Source organism: Pseudomonas sp. R1-43-08 (genome assembly GCF_003852255.1).
GTDB lineage: Bacteria > Pseudomonadota > Gammaproteobacteria > Pseudomonadales > Pseudomonadaceae > Aquipseudomonas.
In genome coordinates this window covers 4,269,710-4,285,223 of the sequence record NZ_CP027734.1, presented here as the reverse complement: position 1 = coordinate 4,285,223, position 15,514 = coordinate 4,269,710, and the positions used below count along the sequence as shown (strand labels likewise).

Here is a 15,514-nt window from a genome sequence, read left to right as displayed (position 1 = left end):
TACGTTACATTTTGACGGTGTCAACACCGGGCTGACTAAACACCCATCTCAACCTGCGCTCATACCCAATCCTTCCCCTGTAAGCCTCACCGCTATCCACCCAACCGGCTGCCAGATACAACCCCATCGCCGCTTCATTGTCCGCATCCACCGACAATTCCAGTGCCTTGATCTGCGGCCACGCCTGTAGCGCCACCTCCGGCAGCGCCTGCAAACAGGCTTTGCCAAACCCACGACCCTGCTGATGCCGATCAACCTGCAACGCATGCAGCGTCGCACTGTGTTCGTCGGCCCAATGGGGCAGGCAAGGTGGGCGTTTGAGTAGCAGAAAGGCTACCGGCCGCTCGTCGGCGAGCAGGGCGAAGCCTTTGATAGCGTCGGGGTTGGGGTTGACCAGCAGGCTGTTCAGCGCGCAATAGATATCACCCGAATACGCCAGTTGTTCTGGATTGACTTCCAGTCCGTCGAGCTGCTGTTTTTGTACAACGTTCAGCGCGTGATAGGGGACGAGGCGGGTTTCCATGTGCGGCATATCCGAAATCCTACGAAGAGGGGCGGATTCTAGCGTTTTTGCCGGAGGCGACATTATTTTTGTGCGGACTGTCGATTTGCCTGCAGCGCGTTCGACTAAGGGTGTCTTCCGTATTTTCCAACCCCAAGGAGTCATCGCCATGAGCACTGCCATCAACAGCCTGATCGAGCAATGGAAGCACGCCGTCGTCAGCCGTGATGTCGATAAGATTGTCAGCTTTTACGCCGACGATATCGTCTCGTTCGACGCCGTGACCGCACTGCAATTCAAGGGCAAGACGGCCTATCGCGCGCACTGGGAAGCGTGCATGGAGCATTGCCCCGGCCCGGGTATTTTCGAGTTTCATGAGTTGCACATCGTGGAGGCGCAAGAGAGCGCGTTTGCCCATTGGCTCGCCCACTGCGGCGGCGCCGGGCCGGATGGCGAGGTGAAGGCATGCTGGATGCGCGTCACTGCCGGCTATCAGCGTATCGACGGTCAGTGGAAGGTGGTGCATGAACACTGGTCGGCACCTTTCGATATGCAAAGCGGCGCTGCGCTGTTCGACCTCAAGCCTTGAGCGTTGCGGACTATAGTCAGTCATCCGAACACGGAGAACGCCATGAAATACCTGTGCCTGATCTACAGCACCGAACAGGTGTTGCACACCTCGCCCGACAGCCCGGCTGACACCGAGTGTTTCGCTTACGCCGAGGCGATACAAAAAAGCGGCCGGATGCTCGCCGCCGAGCCGCTGGAGTCGGTCAGCACCGCCACCACCGTGCGCATGCGCAATGGCAAGCTTTCGATCACCGACGGACCCTTCGCCGAAACCAAGGAACAGCTCGCCGGGTTCTACCTGATCGAGGCCAAGGATTTGAATGAAGCCATCCAGGTGGCGGGTGGCATTCCGGCAGCGCGGGTCGGCAGTGTGGAAGTGCGTCCCGTGCGCGAGTTGAACCTGGCGCGATGACGCATAACCTGCAGGTCGAGCGTATTTACCGCAGCGAATCACGCCGCGTACTCGCGACGCTGATTCGCCTGCTCGGTGATTTCGACCTGGCCGAGGAGGCCTTGCACGAGGCATTTTTCGTCGCCGTGCAACGCTGGCCCCACGACGGCATACCGGATAATCCACGGGCCTGGCTGGTGTCGACCGGGCGCTTCAAGGCCATTGACCGCTTGCGTCGCCAGGCGCGGTTTACCCCGTTGTTGCAGGAGCAGGCGGATGCGCTGGAGGCGGCTGACTGGAGTGCTGAAGACGTGGAAGACGACCGCCTGCGCCTGATCTTCACCTGTTGCCACCCGGCCCTGGCGGCCGACGCCCAGGCGGCGCTGACCTTGCGCGAAATCTGCGACCTGAGCACCGAAGAAATCGCCCGCGCGTTTCTCGCCACGCCGGTCACCATCGCGCAACGCATCGTGCGGGCCAAGCACAAGATCCGTGACGCGAAAATTCCCTATCAAATGCCGTCCCTGGCCGAGTTGCCCGAGCGCCTCGACAGCGTGCTGCGCGTGATTTACCTGGTGTTCAACGAGGGCTATTCGGCCTCCACCGGCGCCGACCTCACGCGCGAAGACTTGACCCGCGAAGCCATTCGCCTCGGCCGTTTGCTGATGGAGCTGTTGCCGGAGCCCGAAGTCATGGGCCTGCTGGCGTTGATGCTGCTGCATGAATCGCGTCGGCCGGCGCGCACTTCGGCGAGCGGTGAACTGGTGTTGCTGAATGAACAGGACCGCTCGCTGTGGGACGCGTCCTTGATTGCTGAAGGTTGCGCATTGGTGGAACAGGCGCTGACGACACCGCGCTTCGGGCCGTATTGCCTGCAGGCGGCGATTGCCGCCGTACATGCTGAGGCGCCGAATGCAAAGGCAACCGACTGGCCACAGATAGTCGGGCTCTACGATGTCTTGCTTCGGGCCGTGCCGTCGCCGGTGATCGAGCTGAACCGGGCAGTGGCAGTGGCGATGGGGCAGGGGCCGTTAGCGGGCCTGGCGCTGGTAGACGGCATTCTGCAGCGCGGTGAGTTACAGGATTACCACTTGGCGCATTCGGCGCGGGGTGAATTCTGCCGACAGTTGGGGCGGGTTGATGAAGCGCGCGCCGCCTATGCGCGGGCGCTGACGTTGACCCGGCAAACCCCTGAGCAGCGCTTCCTCGAACAGCGGCTGGCCGAACTCCAAGCCCATCAACAGTGACTCACTCAAGCATCTTGCCCAGCAACCAACTGCCCGCCGGCCCCGGTAGGTTCTGTCGCGACCACACCGCATCCACCGCCACCGAGCGGGGCCAGCTGCGCACCTTGAGTTCGACCAATTGCCCACCGCCAAAACGCTCCACCAGCCAGCGCGGAATCGGGGCCCAGCCGAAGCCCAGTTGCGCCATTTCCATCAACATCAGGTAACTGGGGGCCGACCATACGCGCTGGGTGCCGCGGTTTTCATTGGGATTGATGATGCTCGCCAAGCGCAACTCCCGGTGCAGTTGCAGCGTCTGCGGGTGAACCTTAGCCAGGCTTGCCAACGGGTGTTTACGCGCAACGAACAGCGCGATTTCGGTACGTTCTTCAACGGGGGCAAACGTCAGGTCCGGCGGGTAAACCTCCTGCTGTTCGATAAACGCGATGTGTGTGCGGCCACTTTGCACCAAGGCGATCAAGTCTTCGCATTCAGCGATCAGGCATTCCAACTCAAGGTCCGGGTAGCGTTGTTCAAAGGCGCTGAGGGCAACCTCGAAGTGGTCGGACTGGTAGGTATCGGACATGGCGATACTCAGCTTCGGCTCCAGCCCCTGGGCCAGTTGGCTCGCCGCCAGCTCCAGCCGGCTGCTGGCCTCCAGCACCTGCTCCGCGCGCTGCAACAACACCTGGCCGGCCGGGGTCAGCGTCGGTTTGCGGCTGCTGCGATCGAACAGCACCACGTCCAGATCAATCTCCAGGCTGGCCACCGCCGCGCTGATGGTGGACTGGCTCTTGCCCAGCTTGCGTGCCGCCGCAGAAAACGAGCCTTGGGTCGCCGCCTGGACAAACGCTTGGAGCACTTCATGGGACGCCATGAGTATCGCCTTGATCGATGGTTATTCGTTATGAAGTATCGGCTCAAGGGGTAATCATGGCAACCATCGTCCTTCACGGAGCCGGGTCATGAACCCCACCAAATCGATGACTGAACGCGTTCTGCAAGCCCTGGGTTTTGAAGGTTTGGCTTTGTTGATCTGTACGCCCTTGCTGGTCTGGGTGACCGGCCGACCGGCCCTGGAAATGGGCGCGGTGACCCTGGGCATCAGCTTGCTGGCGCTGAGCTGGAACGTCATTTTCAACAGCGTCTTCGACCGCCTTAAAGTGCGCCTGCAACTGCCCGGCGGCGGCTGGACGCGGGTGCTGCACGCGCTGCTGTTCGAAGGTGGCCTGATCCTGCTGGCGGTGCCCTTGATTGCCGCCTTGATGAAGATCAGCCTGTTGGACGCCTTCCTGCTCGACATCGGGGTGCTGCTGTTTTTCCTGCCGTACACCTATGTCTATCACTGGGGCTATGACGTGATACGCGACAGGATTGCCAGCAAGACCCCGATTTCCCTGTAAGCGCCAGGCGCCTACAGGAACATGCCGCCTGAAGCCTCAATGCGCTGGCCGGTGATCCATTGACTGCCATCGGCCAGCAGCAGCGCGATGGCGCCGCCAATGTCGTCGGGTAAACCGGCGCGGCCCAGGGCGGTGTTGTTGGCGACCATGGCATTGATGTCTGCGTTGTCGCGCACCGCACCACCGCCGAAGTCGGTCTCAATCGCGCCAGGGGCGAGGATATTGACGCTGATGCCACGTGCGCCCAGTTCCTTGGCCTGGTAGCGGGTCAGCACTTCCATCGCGCCTTTCATGGCCGCGTAGGCGGCGTAGCCCGGCAGGCTGAAACGCGCCAGACCGCTGGACACATTGAGAATGCGCCCACCGTCGCGAATCGACGGCAACAGCTTCTGTGTCAGAAAAAACGGTCCCTTGAAATGAATCGCCACCAGTTGGTCGAACTGGGCTTCGGTGGTTTCGGCAAAGCTTGCATGCAGGCCGATACCGGCATTGTTGATCAGAAAATCAAAGCGGTCCTGTGCGAAAACATCCTTGAGCGCGCCGGTAACTTCAGTGACGAACCCTGCGAACGTCGCGCTCTGGCTCACGTCCAGTTGCAACATGGCGGCGCGGCCGCCCAGTTGTTCGATCTGCGCCACTAACGCCCGGGCCTCATCAGCCTTGCTGTGGTAGGTGCCGATGATATCGACGCCCTGGGCAGCCAGGTGCAGTGCAGCGCTTTTGCCCAAGCCGCGGCTGGCGCCGGTGATCAGTGCGATTTTACGTGTGGTCATGCTGCAGTCCTCTGAGGTGATAGTGGGACTGAGTGTATTTGTACGTCCGTAACGTGATAAACAGGGCTATATCGGAATCACTGGTCGGGCAAGGCGAACAATCCCATGAATAAACTGGAGCTGCTGCGCACGTTCGTGCGCGTCACCGAACTGTCGAGTTTCACCCAGGCTGGCGAGAGCCTTGGCCTGCCGCGCTCCACCGTGTCCGAGCAGGTGCGGGCCCTGGAGGAACTGCTCGGTGCGCGCCTGTTGCAACGCACCACGCGCAGGGTGCAGGCCACCCAGGACGGCCGGGTGTTGTATGAGCGCAGCAAGGATTTACTGGCGCATATGGAGGAACTGGAAGGGCTGTTCCGACAGGACGAAACCCAATTGGCCGGCAGCATCCGGGTGGACATGCCCAACGCGATGGCGCGCACCTTGATCGTGCCCAACTTGCCCCCGTTCATGGAGCGGCATCCGCTGATCGACATGCAGATCAGCAGCTCGGACCGCCAGGTGGACCTGATCGCCGAAGGCTTCGACTGTGTCGTGCGCGTGGGCGCCCAGCCCGATCAAAGCGTGGTGGCGCGGCGGGTGTGCAGCCTGCCCATGGTCAACTGTGTGAGCGCGGCGTATGTGCAGCGCTACGGCAGGCCCGAAACCCTGGCTGACCTTGAGCACCATCAACTGGTGCATTACGTACGCCCGCTGGGCGCACGCTCGGCGGGGTTCGAATACGTGCAAGGCGGCAAGGTGCAGCGGCTGCCGATGGCCGGGCGCGTGACCGTCAACAGCACCGATGCGTACCAGGCGGCGTGCCTGGGGGGCTTTGGCATCATTCAAGTGCCACGCCTGGGCATCTGCGAATTGTTGGGCAGCGGCGAGCTGGTGGCGGTGCTGCCGGATTACCCGGCGCCGCCGCTGGACGTGTCGTTGCTCTACGCCGGCCAGCGGCATTTGCCCTTGCGCGTGCGGGTGTTCATGGAGTGGCTGGCGGCCACACTGCACGCGCATCTCTAGAGGCGAACGTGGTTCAGAACAGTTGCGTGAACAGCCAGTAAAGGCTGCCCGACAACACAATCGCCGCCGGCAACGTCAGCACCCAGGCCATCAGCAAATTGCGGATGGTGCGCATCTGCAAGCCGCCGCCGTTGGCCACCATGGTTCCCGCCACACCCGATGACAATACGTGGGTGGTCGACACCGGCAGACCGAACATGTCGGCCGCGCCGATGGTCAGCATCGCCACGGTTTCGGCCGAGGCGCCTTGGGCGTAGGTCAGATGGGTCTTGCCAATCTTCTCGCCCACCGTCACCACGATGCGCTTCCAGCCAACCATGGTGCCAAGCCCCAGGGCGATGGCCACTGCGATCTTGACCCACAGCGGGATAAAGCGCGTGGCGCTGTCGATCTGTTGCTTGAACAGCTGCAGCTTGTCTTGGGTATCGGCGTCGAAACCGCCGACCTTGCCCTTGTCCATCAAGCGAATGGTTTCGCTGGTCAGGTACATGTCGTTACGCACGTTGCCCACCGCTTCAGCCGGTACCGCGGCCAGGGAGCCATAGCCTTTGACCTCGGCACCGATATGGCCGGTGATTGCGGCGAGGGCGGGCACCAGTTCCGGTGTGGCTTCCTTGGTACGTACATAGGTCGACAAGGTTGCGCGGGAGTCGGCGGGTGCTGGCTGCGGTACCGCCTTCACCAATGCGGCCTGGGTTACCTCGGCGACCGCCGCGAATTGCAGCGACTGATCGGCGGGCATGGTGCGGTTCAGCGCGTAGGCCATCGGCAGGGTACCCACCAGGATCAGCATGATCAGGCCCATGCCTTTTTGCCCATCGTTGGAGCCGTGGGCGAACGACACACCGGTGCAGGTCACGATCAGCATGCCGCGAATCCACCATGGCGGCGGCGTATCGCCTTGGGGCGCTTTATACAGCGAGCGGTTTTTCACGAAGGCGCGCAGGGCCAGCAACAGCAAGGCGGCAAATGCGAAGCCGATCAGCGGCGACAACAGCAAGGCGTAGCCGATTTTGGTGGCCTGGCTCCAGTCGACACCGCTGGTGCCGTCGCGGCCATGCATCAAGGCATTCGCCACGCCCACGCCGATGATCGAACCGATCAGGGTGTGGGACGACGACGCCGGTAAACCCAGCCACCAGGTGCCGAGGTTCCACAGGATCGCGGCGATCAGCAGGGCAAAGATCATGGCGAAGCCGGCCGATGAACCCACCTGCAGGATCAGCTCGACCGGCAGCAGGGCGATGATGCCGAACGCCACCGCACCGCTGGAAAGCAGCACGCCGAGAAAGTTGAAAAAGCCCGACCACACCACCGCGAAATGCGGCGGCAGCGAGTTGGTGTAGATCACCGTCGCCACCGCGTTGGCGGTGTCGTGGAAGCCGTTGACGAATTCGAAGCCCAGGGCGATCAACAGCGCCACGCCGAGCAGCAGGAACGGCGTCCAGGTGGTAACCACCGTGCCCAGTTCGTGCATGTCATGCATCAGGCTATAGGCGGTGAACAACAGGCCCATGGCGAGTACGGCGAAGAACATGATCACCGTCACCAGGCCGGGCTTGGTGTCCAGGCGGGGTGTGGAGGCGGTGGGTGAGGCGTGGGGGGAGGCAGTCAGGGAAGGGGTGGCCATGCCGGAGCATCCAGTGTGATGAGGATGTCGCCTATGATCATTGCAGAATGTTACAAAGATGCTGCGGCAGGTCAGTGTTTAAGGGATAGGCGGGTGCCGCTGGTCTGTTAGGCACCGCCAAAACCGCGCACGGGGACGCAGAGCGTCACGGGCTGAATTCCCACGCGGGAGCGTGGGAACGATCGTCACGATCGTCATTCAGTAATCCTTGCGCTTCCTGAATGCCCAGCGCCCGGCAATCAAGGTGAAGGTCGCCACCAGCGCTACCAGGATCCAGAAGCCCTCCGGGTCGGTGGACAGCGGTACGCCACCCACATTCATGCCAAAAAAACCGGCGATGATATTGATCGGCAGCGCCAGCACCGTCACCACCGTGAGGGTGAACAGGGTGCGGTTGCTCTGTTCGTTGAGGTTGGCGGCGATCTCTTCCTGCAACAATTTGATGCGCTCGCCCAGGGCCGTCAGGTCGTTGATGATCAGCGCGAACTCTTCGGTGGATTTGCGCAACTCCTTCACGTCTTCCTTTTGCAGCCATTGCGGCGGCCGGTTGAGCAGGCGCAACAGCGAGCCCGGTTCCAGCGCCAGCAGGCGTTGCAAACGCACCAGCACGCGGCGTGCGGCACCGAGTTCGGCGCGGTTGGTGGACAGGCGCGAGGACAGCAACTGGTCTTCGATCTGGTCGACGCTGAGGCTGGTCTTGCGCACGATTTGCGTCAGTACTTCGCCTTGGTCGCGCAGCAGGTGCACCAGCAACTCCAGCGGCGAGCGGAAGCGTTCACCGGCCTTCACCGACGAGCGCAATTTATCCACCGAATGCAGCGGTTGCAGGCGCGCACTGATCAGCAGGCGACTGCGCGCGCACACCCATAACGTGGAAATATCCGACGACACCATGCTGCTGAAGTTGAATACCACGTCGTTGACCACCGCCAACAGGGCGGAATCGACGTGCTCGATGCGCGTGGAGCGCGAGCCTTCGTGCAATGCTTCGAAGAACTCTTCGGGCAATTCCAGGTGGGCCTGCATCCAGCGCTCACAGGCGGCGTGGGCCAGGTTCAGGTGCAGCCAGAGAAATGCTTGCGGATCGCCGGGTTGTTGCAAGTACGCAAGCGCGGTGGCCGAGTCAATCTGCTCGCCCTTTTCGCCGGGCAGAAAGCGGAAACCGTAAAGCAGGCCAAACAGATCGGGATCCTGATGGGCGTGATCGATGCTGTGGTTCATGGAGGCTCGCAGACAAAGCGCCTGTAGGACGTTTCACAGGTTCGCATGCGCGAATCATTGCAAGGTGCGATGACGGTTATGTGACGGTTTGGCGAGCGCCCATAAAAAAACGCGCCACCCGCAGGTGACGCGTTTTTTTGGGGATCGAACTCAGGTGTCTTGCTTGTCTTCCAGTACGGCGCCTGTTTTGGCGTCGAGCTTCACGTCCCACTTCTTGCCGGTGGTGTCGGTCAGGTCCACTTCGTAGACCAGCTTGCCGGCTTCGTGATCCAGTTCGGTGTCGTTGATGGTGGCGCCGGCATGCTTGGCGACGGCGGCAGCGTTGAGTTTTTCAAACGCCATCACGTCACCGGATTTGAGCAGGCCTGGAATCTGGTCCGGACGAACATCAGCCTGTGCCAAACCCGCAGTCAGAGTCAGGGCAGTGGCGGCGAACAAAGTGGTCAAGGTTCTCATGGTGTGTGTCCTTCTGGTTGAACTGTTTAAGTGGCGCCAGATTAACCGGCGCAACTTAACTCATGCTTAATGGCTGACTGCCACAAACACCTCAGTACTTATGGTCGTTCAGCAGGTCCTGCACGCTGGACGACGGCCAGCGCTTGTAAAACTTCAGCAGTTCGGCAGCGCGGTTGGTAAAGATGCCATCGACGCCGGCCTTCATCACCTTGTCGAAATCAACCGGTTCATCCACGGTGTACACATGCACCAGCAGGCCCTTGTCGTGGGTCAGCTGGTTCATTTCAGGCTTGACCAGGTCGGTGTAGCTTTGGTCGCCGTGGTCGGTCAGCTCCGCCGAAGGGCCAGTGCCGATGGCGCCCAGGCTCTTGGCCTGGTCGACCCATTTTTCGAACTCGGCCGCATCCTTTGGTTCCTGCTTGGCGTAATAGGCGGCTTTGGTCGGCTCGCCGGACTCGGCAAAGGGCACTTTGGACTTCGGTTCGATGCTGCCTTCACCGACCCACAACAGCAGGATCTTCGGCGTGTTGGGCATTTCTTTCTGCAGTTCTTTCAGGCTGGCCACCTCGAAGGTTTGCAGCACCACGCGGCCTTTGCCTTGGCCGACACCGGTGTTGCTCTTGCCCAGCTTGGAGCCGGCGGAACTCAACCAGCCCTTGTCCAGCAGCTTGTTTTTCAGGTCGGCCTCGATGCCCGGAAATTGCTTGGGCTCCTTGGTCTCGATGTACAGGCCGGGTTTGTGTTGCGGATTGCCTTCGGCGATTTTGATGATGTCATCCAGGCTCTGGATTTTCAGGCCGACGAAACCAGGGCGTGCGCGGTCCGGGTAGGCGGCGTTGAACCAGCTGCCGGCGTCGAGGGTTTGCAGCTCTTTCCAGGTGAATTCGTTGGCCGGCGCGTCTTTGCGCTCGGGGAACTTGGTCGCCACGTCGGTGGTGCGTTGCAGGTTGTTGTCGTGCAGGGCGAACAATACGCCGTCCTTGCTGCGCTGCAGGTCCAGTTCCAGGTAGTCGGCGCCCAGGTCGCGCGCGACCTTGTAAGCGGCGGCGGTGGACTCGGGGGCGTCATAGGAAGCGCCACGGTGGGCGATCACGGCAGGGTAGGGAATGCCTTCGTTTGTCGCCAATTCAGCCGGGCTGATGGGGTCGGCAGCCTGTGCAGGGCCAAGGCCGAGCATCAGCGCCAGCAGCAAGGCACTCCCTAGCGTGGCGTGCACCGGGCCGTTGGTTAACGTGACAGGCATAAGCGAAGTCCTTTCGTGGAGGTAACTTTGAGAAGGTGTCCTTTTTAACAATTGATTGCGAAAGGCGCTATCACCAAACCGACATTAACGTGTGCACGGGCCAATTTTGTCGGTTTTTTTGTGATGCATTGCAGTACCCTTAACCGAAGCTCTCCCGTTAGAGGACGGTATTTTCTGCCACGCGTGTAAACCATCTTTCCAGTCCCAGTAGGACTTTTCAGTGAGGTTTACCATGCGCATCACTTCCGAACTTATCTGCCAGGCCGCCGACCAACTCCACGGTTTTGTCGGTCTGAACCGCAAGACGGGCCAGTACATCGTGCGTTTCAGCGAAGATGCCTTCGGCATGGACGTGGCCGATGACGGCATCATCCCCACAGCCGAGTTCGTCTGGGAACCGGCTGCCGACCACAGCATGATCCTGTCCCGCGCGCGCATTCAGTTGCTGCTCGCACAAAACATTGACGATCGCATCAACATCAGCGAACCGCTGCGGGTGTATATGCGCCGGATTGAGATCCCGCAGATCAGTGCGTTGCGTAGTTTGGTCAGTTAAGCGCAGGCCATTTGCAGCGTAGGTATCTACACAACTTTGACGTAGTCCTGAACCTGTGGCGAGGGAGCTTGCTCCCGTGGCGACCTGGCGGCCTATAGCTATCTGACTGATGCCGCGCGATCCAAATGTGGGAGGGGCGGTGCGACGATTCGACTTGCTCCCGATGGCGGCCTGACAGCCGACCAGGATGCTGGATCAGGGCGAGTACATATCCGTTGCTGCGGTAACGGCGGCTTAGGGTTCCGCCCTTACGGCGTCTCACTTTTGAAAAGCGCAAAAGTAAGCAAAACGCTCTTGCCCCACCACTCGGCACCTCGCCTAGGCTCGGTGTGCCCGTAATCCGACATTGATTTGGGGGGCCGCCGCCACGCGCCATCCATGGCGCGGGGCGGCTAAACCGGCATCCCTGTCGGTTTACCCCCCAAATCACTGTCGAATTCCGGCCAGCGTGGTTTAACGGGGCGCTTAAGATCAAGAGCAAGAGCAAGAGCGGCTCGCTTCGCATCGTGGTTAGCGTAGGCCGCTGCTACAAAGTTGTGTAGATACCTATGCATTTTGCAGACGCGCGATCATTCAGTGTGGAAGCTATAGGCCCGCTCCACCTTGCACACGCGGGTATGAAACGCTGTGTACCAGAGGGAGCGCCCTTGCTCGCGCACCTGCTGATGCTCGGCCTGCTGTTTCCAGGCCAGGATCGCCGCTTCGCTGCTCCAATAAGACACGGTGATCCCCAGGCCTTCTTCCCGCGCCGATTCCACGCCCAGAAATCCCGGCTGTTCATGCGCCAGTTCCAGCATACGCGCGGCGGCCTGACCGTAGCCCTGGTCGCCAGCGGTGCGCAGTGAGCTGAAAATTACCGCGTAGTAGGGCGGCGTCGGTGTCTTGGCGATCATGCCGAGGCCTCCTGGCACGCCGTGAGCAGGGCAATTGCCAGCGGCGGCGTGATGCCTTTGAGGGCGGTGCGTTCGGGTTGGAACAGGGTGGCGACGAAAAACGGGTGGTTCAGCAGCTCCACCGCTCGAAGGTCGCCTGCAGCGTCGTGACCGCTGGCAATCATTTCTCCTTCGAGCAGTGCATGAGCGAACTCGGGGTTGATGCCGTAGCGGCACCGATAACCTTCGTGGATATCCAGGCTGCCATAGGCTTGCGCGATGCGGGTGTAGGGCTCCAGGCGTACGGTGTCGTCGGCCTCCACCAGCGCACAACTCAACGGCGTGATGACGGCACGTTTAGCGTCCGGTACCAACTCGCCGTGTTCGGCATCCGCCCAGCCCAGCACGTTGCGGGCATATTCCAGCACCGCGTGTTGAAAACCACCGCAAGTGCCGAGGAAAGGTCGCCGCTGTTCGCGGGCGAACCGGATGGCTCGCAGTGCGCCTTCGGTGTCGCGGTACGGGCTGGCGGGCACGCACCAGAAACCGTCGAACCCGTGCAGCGAGGCCGTGGAGGTGATGGCGTCGGTGTCGAGCCATTGCACCTTGACGCTCAGCTTCAAGGCTTGGGCTGCTTGTTGCAGCGCCACGGGAATGGCCTGGTGCGCAATCACGTCAGGGTTGTAATCGCCGATCAGAGCGAGGTGCAGCGGGGCGTCTTTCATCGTGTGATCCCATGGCTTGTGGTGTCCTCAGGGGCACTATAGATTGGCGCTCACGCAATCAATATTGGCATTTGCCCACATGCTCAATGCAGCCGTGCACTATCAAGTCGACTATAACGATCTGTCGCTGGTCCTCGCCCTGGTTCGCGGCGGCACCCTGGCGCGGGCTGCCGGGCTGCTGCGGGTGGATGTGTCCACCGTGTTCCGGGCGGTGCGGCGCCTGGAAGCTGCTCTTGGCCAGACGTTGTTTGAAAAAAACCGTGCTGGTTATCTGCCCACCGAGTTGGCCACCCACTTGGCGCAACAGGCCGAGCGCGCAGAACTTGCCCTGGAGGCCGCGCGCATCGGTGTGGAGCAGGGCGGGGAAGTGATCAGCGGCACGGTGCGCCTGACCTGCACCGACGCTGTGCTGCAAGGTCTGCTGCTGCCGGCCCTGGCCAGGTTTATGGCGAATTATCCGGCGTTGATCCTGGAGCTGAGCACCTCCAATGATTTCGCCAACCTCAGCCGCCGCGATGCCGATATCGCGCTGCGTCTGACCAGCAAGCCGCCGGAGCATCTTGTCGGACGTTGCCTGGGGACGGTGACGTATCAGGTGTGCGCCAGCGCCGACTATGCGCGTCGGCATGCAGGCCAGGAGCTGGCTGACCTGGCCTGGATCGCGCCGGACGACTTTTTACCCGACCATCCCACAGTGGCCTGGCGCCGTGAGCATCTGCCGGGCGTGCGTCCCGGTTATCGTTGCAACAGCATGCAGTCGGTGACCGAGTTGGTGCGCGCCGGGCTGGGGGTGGCGGCGCTGCCGGATTTTCTGATAGGCGATGGCCTGCAACCACTGGGCTGCGCATTGGCAGGGCATGACACGGCGCTGTGGCTGTTGACGCGCCCCGACTGCCGGGCATTGCGTTCAGTGGTGACCCTGTTCGATGAGCTGGGGCGACATGTAAGCGGGTTGCGCAATTAGGTTTTGCGCACAAATTGCTCATGTATTTCGCACGTCAGGGTTTCGATCCGTTCGGTCAGCTGTTTAGTCATTTCCGTCAGCCGCGTGTTCTGTTCCAGTAGTTCCAGCAACTGTTTGGTGGTTTGTGCGGCCTGGGCCTGGCGTGCGGTGTTGGCGGTGGCCAAGGCTTCGCGGTGTTGTGCGTCGGCGTCGGACTGGGCTTTGTCGCGCGCAGCCTGGCGCGTCTGGGCCAGTAGGATCAACGGCGCGGCGTAAGCGGATTGCAGGCTGAATGCCAGGTTGAGCAGGATGAATGGGTATACATCGAAGTGGGTGATGCCGGTCGCGTTCAGCACCACCCACAGCACCACAATGGCGGTTTGCGCGCCGAGGAAGGTCGGTGTGCCAAAGAACCGCGCAAAGGCTTCGGCCTTGAGAGCAAAGGTATCGTTGCCAAAGGTCGGCGCCAGGTGGGCGTGATGTCGGTGGAAGCGCAAGGGGTCGACAGGGGTTGGGTCGGCTTTTTCTGAGGTCATGGCGGGCTCGAGTCGGTGGCGTGAGGCATCACGCACTATAGACCCAGCCCTCGGCCCGCACATGAAGAAGCCGTCAGCGGTTGCCCCGCTCGTTGGCAAATGCACTCACCGCCTGTACCGCCTCGCTGGTGCCTTCACGGATCTGCAGAATTACCGTACCGGCCTGGTTGGCCAGTTCCACGCCCTGGGCCGCACGGTCGCGGGTGGCGTCCATGCTGTCGATGGCCTGGCGGGTTTCGTCCTGGATCATGGCGATCATGCCGGAAATTTCCGCCGTGGAGCCGCTGGTACGCGCCGCCAATTGGCGTACTTCATCGGCCACCACGGCAAAGCCGCGGCCTTGCTCGCCCGCGCGGGCCGCTTCGATGGCGGCGTTGAGGGCCAGCAGGTTGGTCTGGTCGGCGATACCGCGAATGGTGTTGACGATGGTGGTGATCTGTTGCGACCGCTCGCCCAGCTTGGCGATCAGTTGCGAAGAGGCGTCGATATCAACGGCGATGTCGCGCATGCCGGTGGCGGTTTTCTGAATCACCTCGGCGCCTTTTTCGGCCATGTCCTGGGTGTTCAGCGACAGGTGATAGGCCTGCGCAGCGCTTTGCGCGTCGGCCGCATGCTGTTGCACACGGGCCGTGACGTCCGAGGCGAACTTCACCACTTTGCACAGGCGCCCGCTGGCGTCGTACACCGGGTTGTAGTTGGCCTCCAGCCACAGGGTATTACCGTGCTTGTCCACCCGTTCGAACTGGCCGCTGAACAGTTCACCCTGGTTCAGGCGCTTCCAGAACTCGCTATAGGCTGGACTGCTGGCCAGCGCCGGGGTGCAGAACAGGCGGTGATGCTTGCCCTGGATCTGCGCCAGGCTGTAACCCATGCGCTGCAGGAAGTTGGCATTGGCGGTGATGATGGTGCCATCGAGGTTGAATTCGATCATCGCCATGGCGCGGTCGATGGCTTGCAGCTTGGCATTGGCTTCACTTTCGGCTTGCAGGCGGGGGGTGACGTCCATGGCGTACTTCACCACTTTGACCACGCGACCGGCTTCATCGCGTACCGGGTTGTAGCTGGCTTCCAGCCACACCGATGCGCCGTTGGCGCCTACCCGTTCAAAGGTGCCGGACTGGAATTGGCCGTTGCGCAGATGTGTCCACAGCTGGTTGTAGTCGGCGCTGCGCGCGAACGACGGTGTGCAGAACATCCGGTGGGGCTGGCCCAGGATCTGGTCGGCGCGGTAGCCCAGGGTCTTGAAGAAATTGTCATTGGCGCGCAGCACCGTGCCCTGCACATCGAATTCGATAACCGCCATCGAGCGCTCGATCGCGTCCAGCAGGCTGGCCTGTTGCGCAGTGGTGTGTTGCAAGGCGGTGATGGTTTTTTTGTAAGCGTTGAATAGCATGATCGGAAGCTCGAGCAGGCATGCGTATGAGGGATCCATGTAAATGCGCCTGACCCCGTGGGGCATCTGGGC

Annotated in this window: 18 protein-coding genes; 7 read left to right on the top strand and 11 right to left on the bottom strand. The window is 61.5% G+C overall.

What is annotated here, in order from left to right; genetic code table 11:
• Nucleotides 1-4: 4 nt before the first annotated feature.
• Complete coding sequence (locus C4J87_RS19615; protein ID WP_124368088.1) at nucleotides 5-523, bottom strand: N-acetyltransferase; 519 nt, start codon at nucleotides 521-523, stop codon at nucleotides 5-7.
• Nucleotides 524-671: 148 nt separating this feature from the next.
• Between C4J87_RS19615 and C4J87_RS19610 the strand changes: the two genes are divergently transcribed.
• The 3 genes from C4J87_RS19610 to C4J87_RS19600 are packed head-to-tail and all read left to right on the top strand — an operon-like array spanning nucleotide 672 to nucleotide 2,710.
• Nucleotides 672-1,091 (top strand): nuclear transport factor 2 family protein, encoded by a 420-nt coding sequence (locus C4J87_RS19610; RefSeq protein WP_124368087.1) that lies wholly within the window; start codon nucleotides 672-674, stop codon nucleotides 1,089-1,091.
• A 42-nt stretch (nucleotides 1,092-1,133) separates the two neighbouring features.
• Nucleotides 1,134-1,484, top strand: coding sequence for a YciI family protein (locus C4J87_RS19605; protein ID WP_124368086.1), 351 nt, complete (start codon nucleotides 1,134-1,136; stop codon nucleotides 1,482-1,484).
• Entirely contained in the window at nucleotides 1,481-2,710 is a 1,230-nt protein-coding gene (locus C4J87_RS19600) for an RNA polymerase sigma factor (protein ID WP_124368085.1), read from the top strand. Before C4J87_RS19605 ends, C4J87_RS19600 begins: the two co-directional genes overlap by 4 nt.
• A gap of 1 nt (nucleotide 2,711) precedes the next feature.
• Here C4J87_RS19600 and C4J87_RS19595 read toward each other — a convergent pair whose 3' ends face one another.
• Nucleotides 2,712-3,566: a LysR family transcriptional regulator gene (locus tag C4J87_RS19595; protein WP_124368084.1), complete on the bottom strand. Its 855-nt coding sequence runs from the start codon at nucleotides 3,564-3,566 to the stop codon at nucleotides 2,712-2,714.
• An 88-nt stretch (nucleotides 3,567-3,654) separates the two neighbouring features.
• Here C4J87_RS19595 and C4J87_RS19590 point away from each other — a divergent pair, with 88 nt between their 5' ends.
• A complete protein-coding gene (locus C4J87_RS19590; protein ID WP_124368083.1) occupies nucleotides 3,655-4,092 on the top strand; it encodes a multidrug/biocide efflux PACE transporter in 438 nt (145 codons plus the stop codon).
• 11 nt (nucleotides 4,093-4,103) lie between these two features.
• Here the strand turns inward: C4J87_RS19590 and C4J87_RS19585 are convergent, their stop codons facing one another.
• Nucleotides 4,104-4,865: an SDR family NAD(P)-dependent oxidoreductase gene (locus C4J87_RS19585; protein ID WP_124368082.1), complete on the bottom strand. Its 762-nt coding sequence runs from the start codon at nucleotides 4,863-4,865 to the stop codon at nucleotides 4,104-4,106.
• A 105-nt stretch (nucleotides 4,866-4,970) separates the two neighbouring features.
• Here C4J87_RS19585 and C4J87_RS19580 point away from each other — a divergent pair, with 105 nt between their 5' ends.
• Nucleotides 4,971-5,867 carry a LysR family transcriptional regulator gene (locus C4J87_RS19580; protein WP_124364083.1) on the top strand — a complete coding sequence of 299 codons (897 nt, stop codon included), beginning with the start codon at nucleotides 4,971-4,973 and terminating at the stop codon, nucleotides 5,865-5,867.
• A 13-nt stretch (nucleotides 5,868-5,880) separates the two neighbouring features.
• On the opposite strand, the gene C4J87_RS19575 is transcribed toward C4J87_RS19580, so the two are convergent.
• The 4 genes from C4J87_RS19575 to C4J87_RS19560 form a co-directional block, all read right to left on the bottom strand.
• A complete protein-coding gene (locus C4J87_RS19575; RefSeq protein ID WP_124368081.1) occupies nucleotides 5,881-7,497 on the bottom strand; it encodes an inorganic phosphate transporter in 1,617 nt (538 codons plus the stop codon).
• Between the two features lie 198 nt (nucleotides 7,498-7,695).
• Nucleotides 7,696-8,718, bottom strand: coding sequence for a transporter (locus tag C4J87_RS19570; RefSeq protein ID WP_124364081.1), 1,023 nt, complete (start codon nucleotides 8,716-8,718; stop codon nucleotides 7,696-7,698).
• 150 nt (nucleotides 8,719-8,868) lie between these two features.
• A complete protein-coding gene (locus C4J87_RS19565; RefSeq protein WP_124368080.1) occupies nucleotides 8,869-9,174 on the bottom strand; it encodes a PepSY domain-containing protein in 306 nt (101 codons plus the stop codon).
• A 91-nt stretch (nucleotides 9,175-9,265) separates the two neighbouring features.
• Nucleotides 9,266-10,417 (bottom strand): glycerophosphodiester phosphodiesterase family protein, encoded by a 1,152-nt coding sequence (locus C4J87_RS19560; RefSeq protein WP_124368079.1) that lies wholly within the window; start codon nucleotides 10,415-10,417, stop codon nucleotides 9,266-9,268.
• Between the two features lie 232 nt (nucleotides 10,418-10,649).
• On the opposite strand from C4J87_RS19560, the gene C4J87_RS19555 reads away from it, so the two are divergent.
• Nucleotides 10,650-10,973, top strand: a complete 324-nt coding sequence (locus C4J87_RS19555; protein ID WP_124368078.1) for a DUF2025 family protein — start codon at nucleotides 10,650-10,652, stop codon at nucleotides 10,971-10,973.
• 569 nt (nucleotides 10,974-11,542) lie between these two features.
• On the opposite strand, the gene C4J87_RS19550 is transcribed toward C4J87_RS19555, so the two are convergent.
• Nucleotides 11,543-11,866 carry an antibiotic biosynthesis monooxygenase gene (locus C4J87_RS19550; protein WP_124368077.1) on the bottom strand — a complete coding sequence of 108 codons (324 nt, stop codon included), beginning with the start codon at nucleotides 11,864-11,866 and terminating at the stop codon, nucleotides 11,543-11,545.
• Entirely contained in the window at nucleotides 11,863-12,570 is a 708-nt protein-coding gene (locus C4J87_RS19545; protein WP_124368076.1) for a CTP synthase, read from the bottom strand. The genes C4J87_RS19550 and C4J87_RS19545 overlap by 4 nt, the downstream gene beginning before the upstream one ends.
• 79 nt (nucleotides 12,571-12,649) lie before the next feature.
• Here C4J87_RS19545 and C4J87_RS19540 point away from each other — a divergent pair, with 79 nt between their 5' ends.
• Nucleotides 12,650-13,534: a LysR family transcriptional regulator gene (locus C4J87_RS19540; RefSeq protein ID WP_124368075.1), complete on the top strand. Its 885-nt coding sequence runs from the start codon at nucleotides 12,650-12,652 to the stop codon at nucleotides 13,532-13,534.
• Here the strand turns inward: C4J87_RS19540 and C4J87_RS19535 are convergent.
• Nucleotides 13,531-14,049, bottom strand: a complete 519-nt coding sequence (locus C4J87_RS19535; protein WP_124368074.1) for a DUF1003 domain-containing protein — start codon at nucleotides 14,047-14,049, stop codon at nucleotides 13,531-13,533. The genes C4J87_RS19540 and C4J87_RS19535 overlap by 4 nt on opposite strands.
• Nucleotides 14,050-14,122: 73 nt before the next feature.
• Complete coding sequence (locus C4J87_RS19530) at nucleotides 14,123-15,442, bottom strand: PAS domain-containing methyl-accepting chemotaxis protein (RefSeq protein WP_124369014.1); 1,320 nt, start codon at nucleotides 15,440-15,442, stop codon at nucleotides 14,123-14,125.
• Nucleotides 15,443-15,514 lie beyond the last annotated feature (72 nt).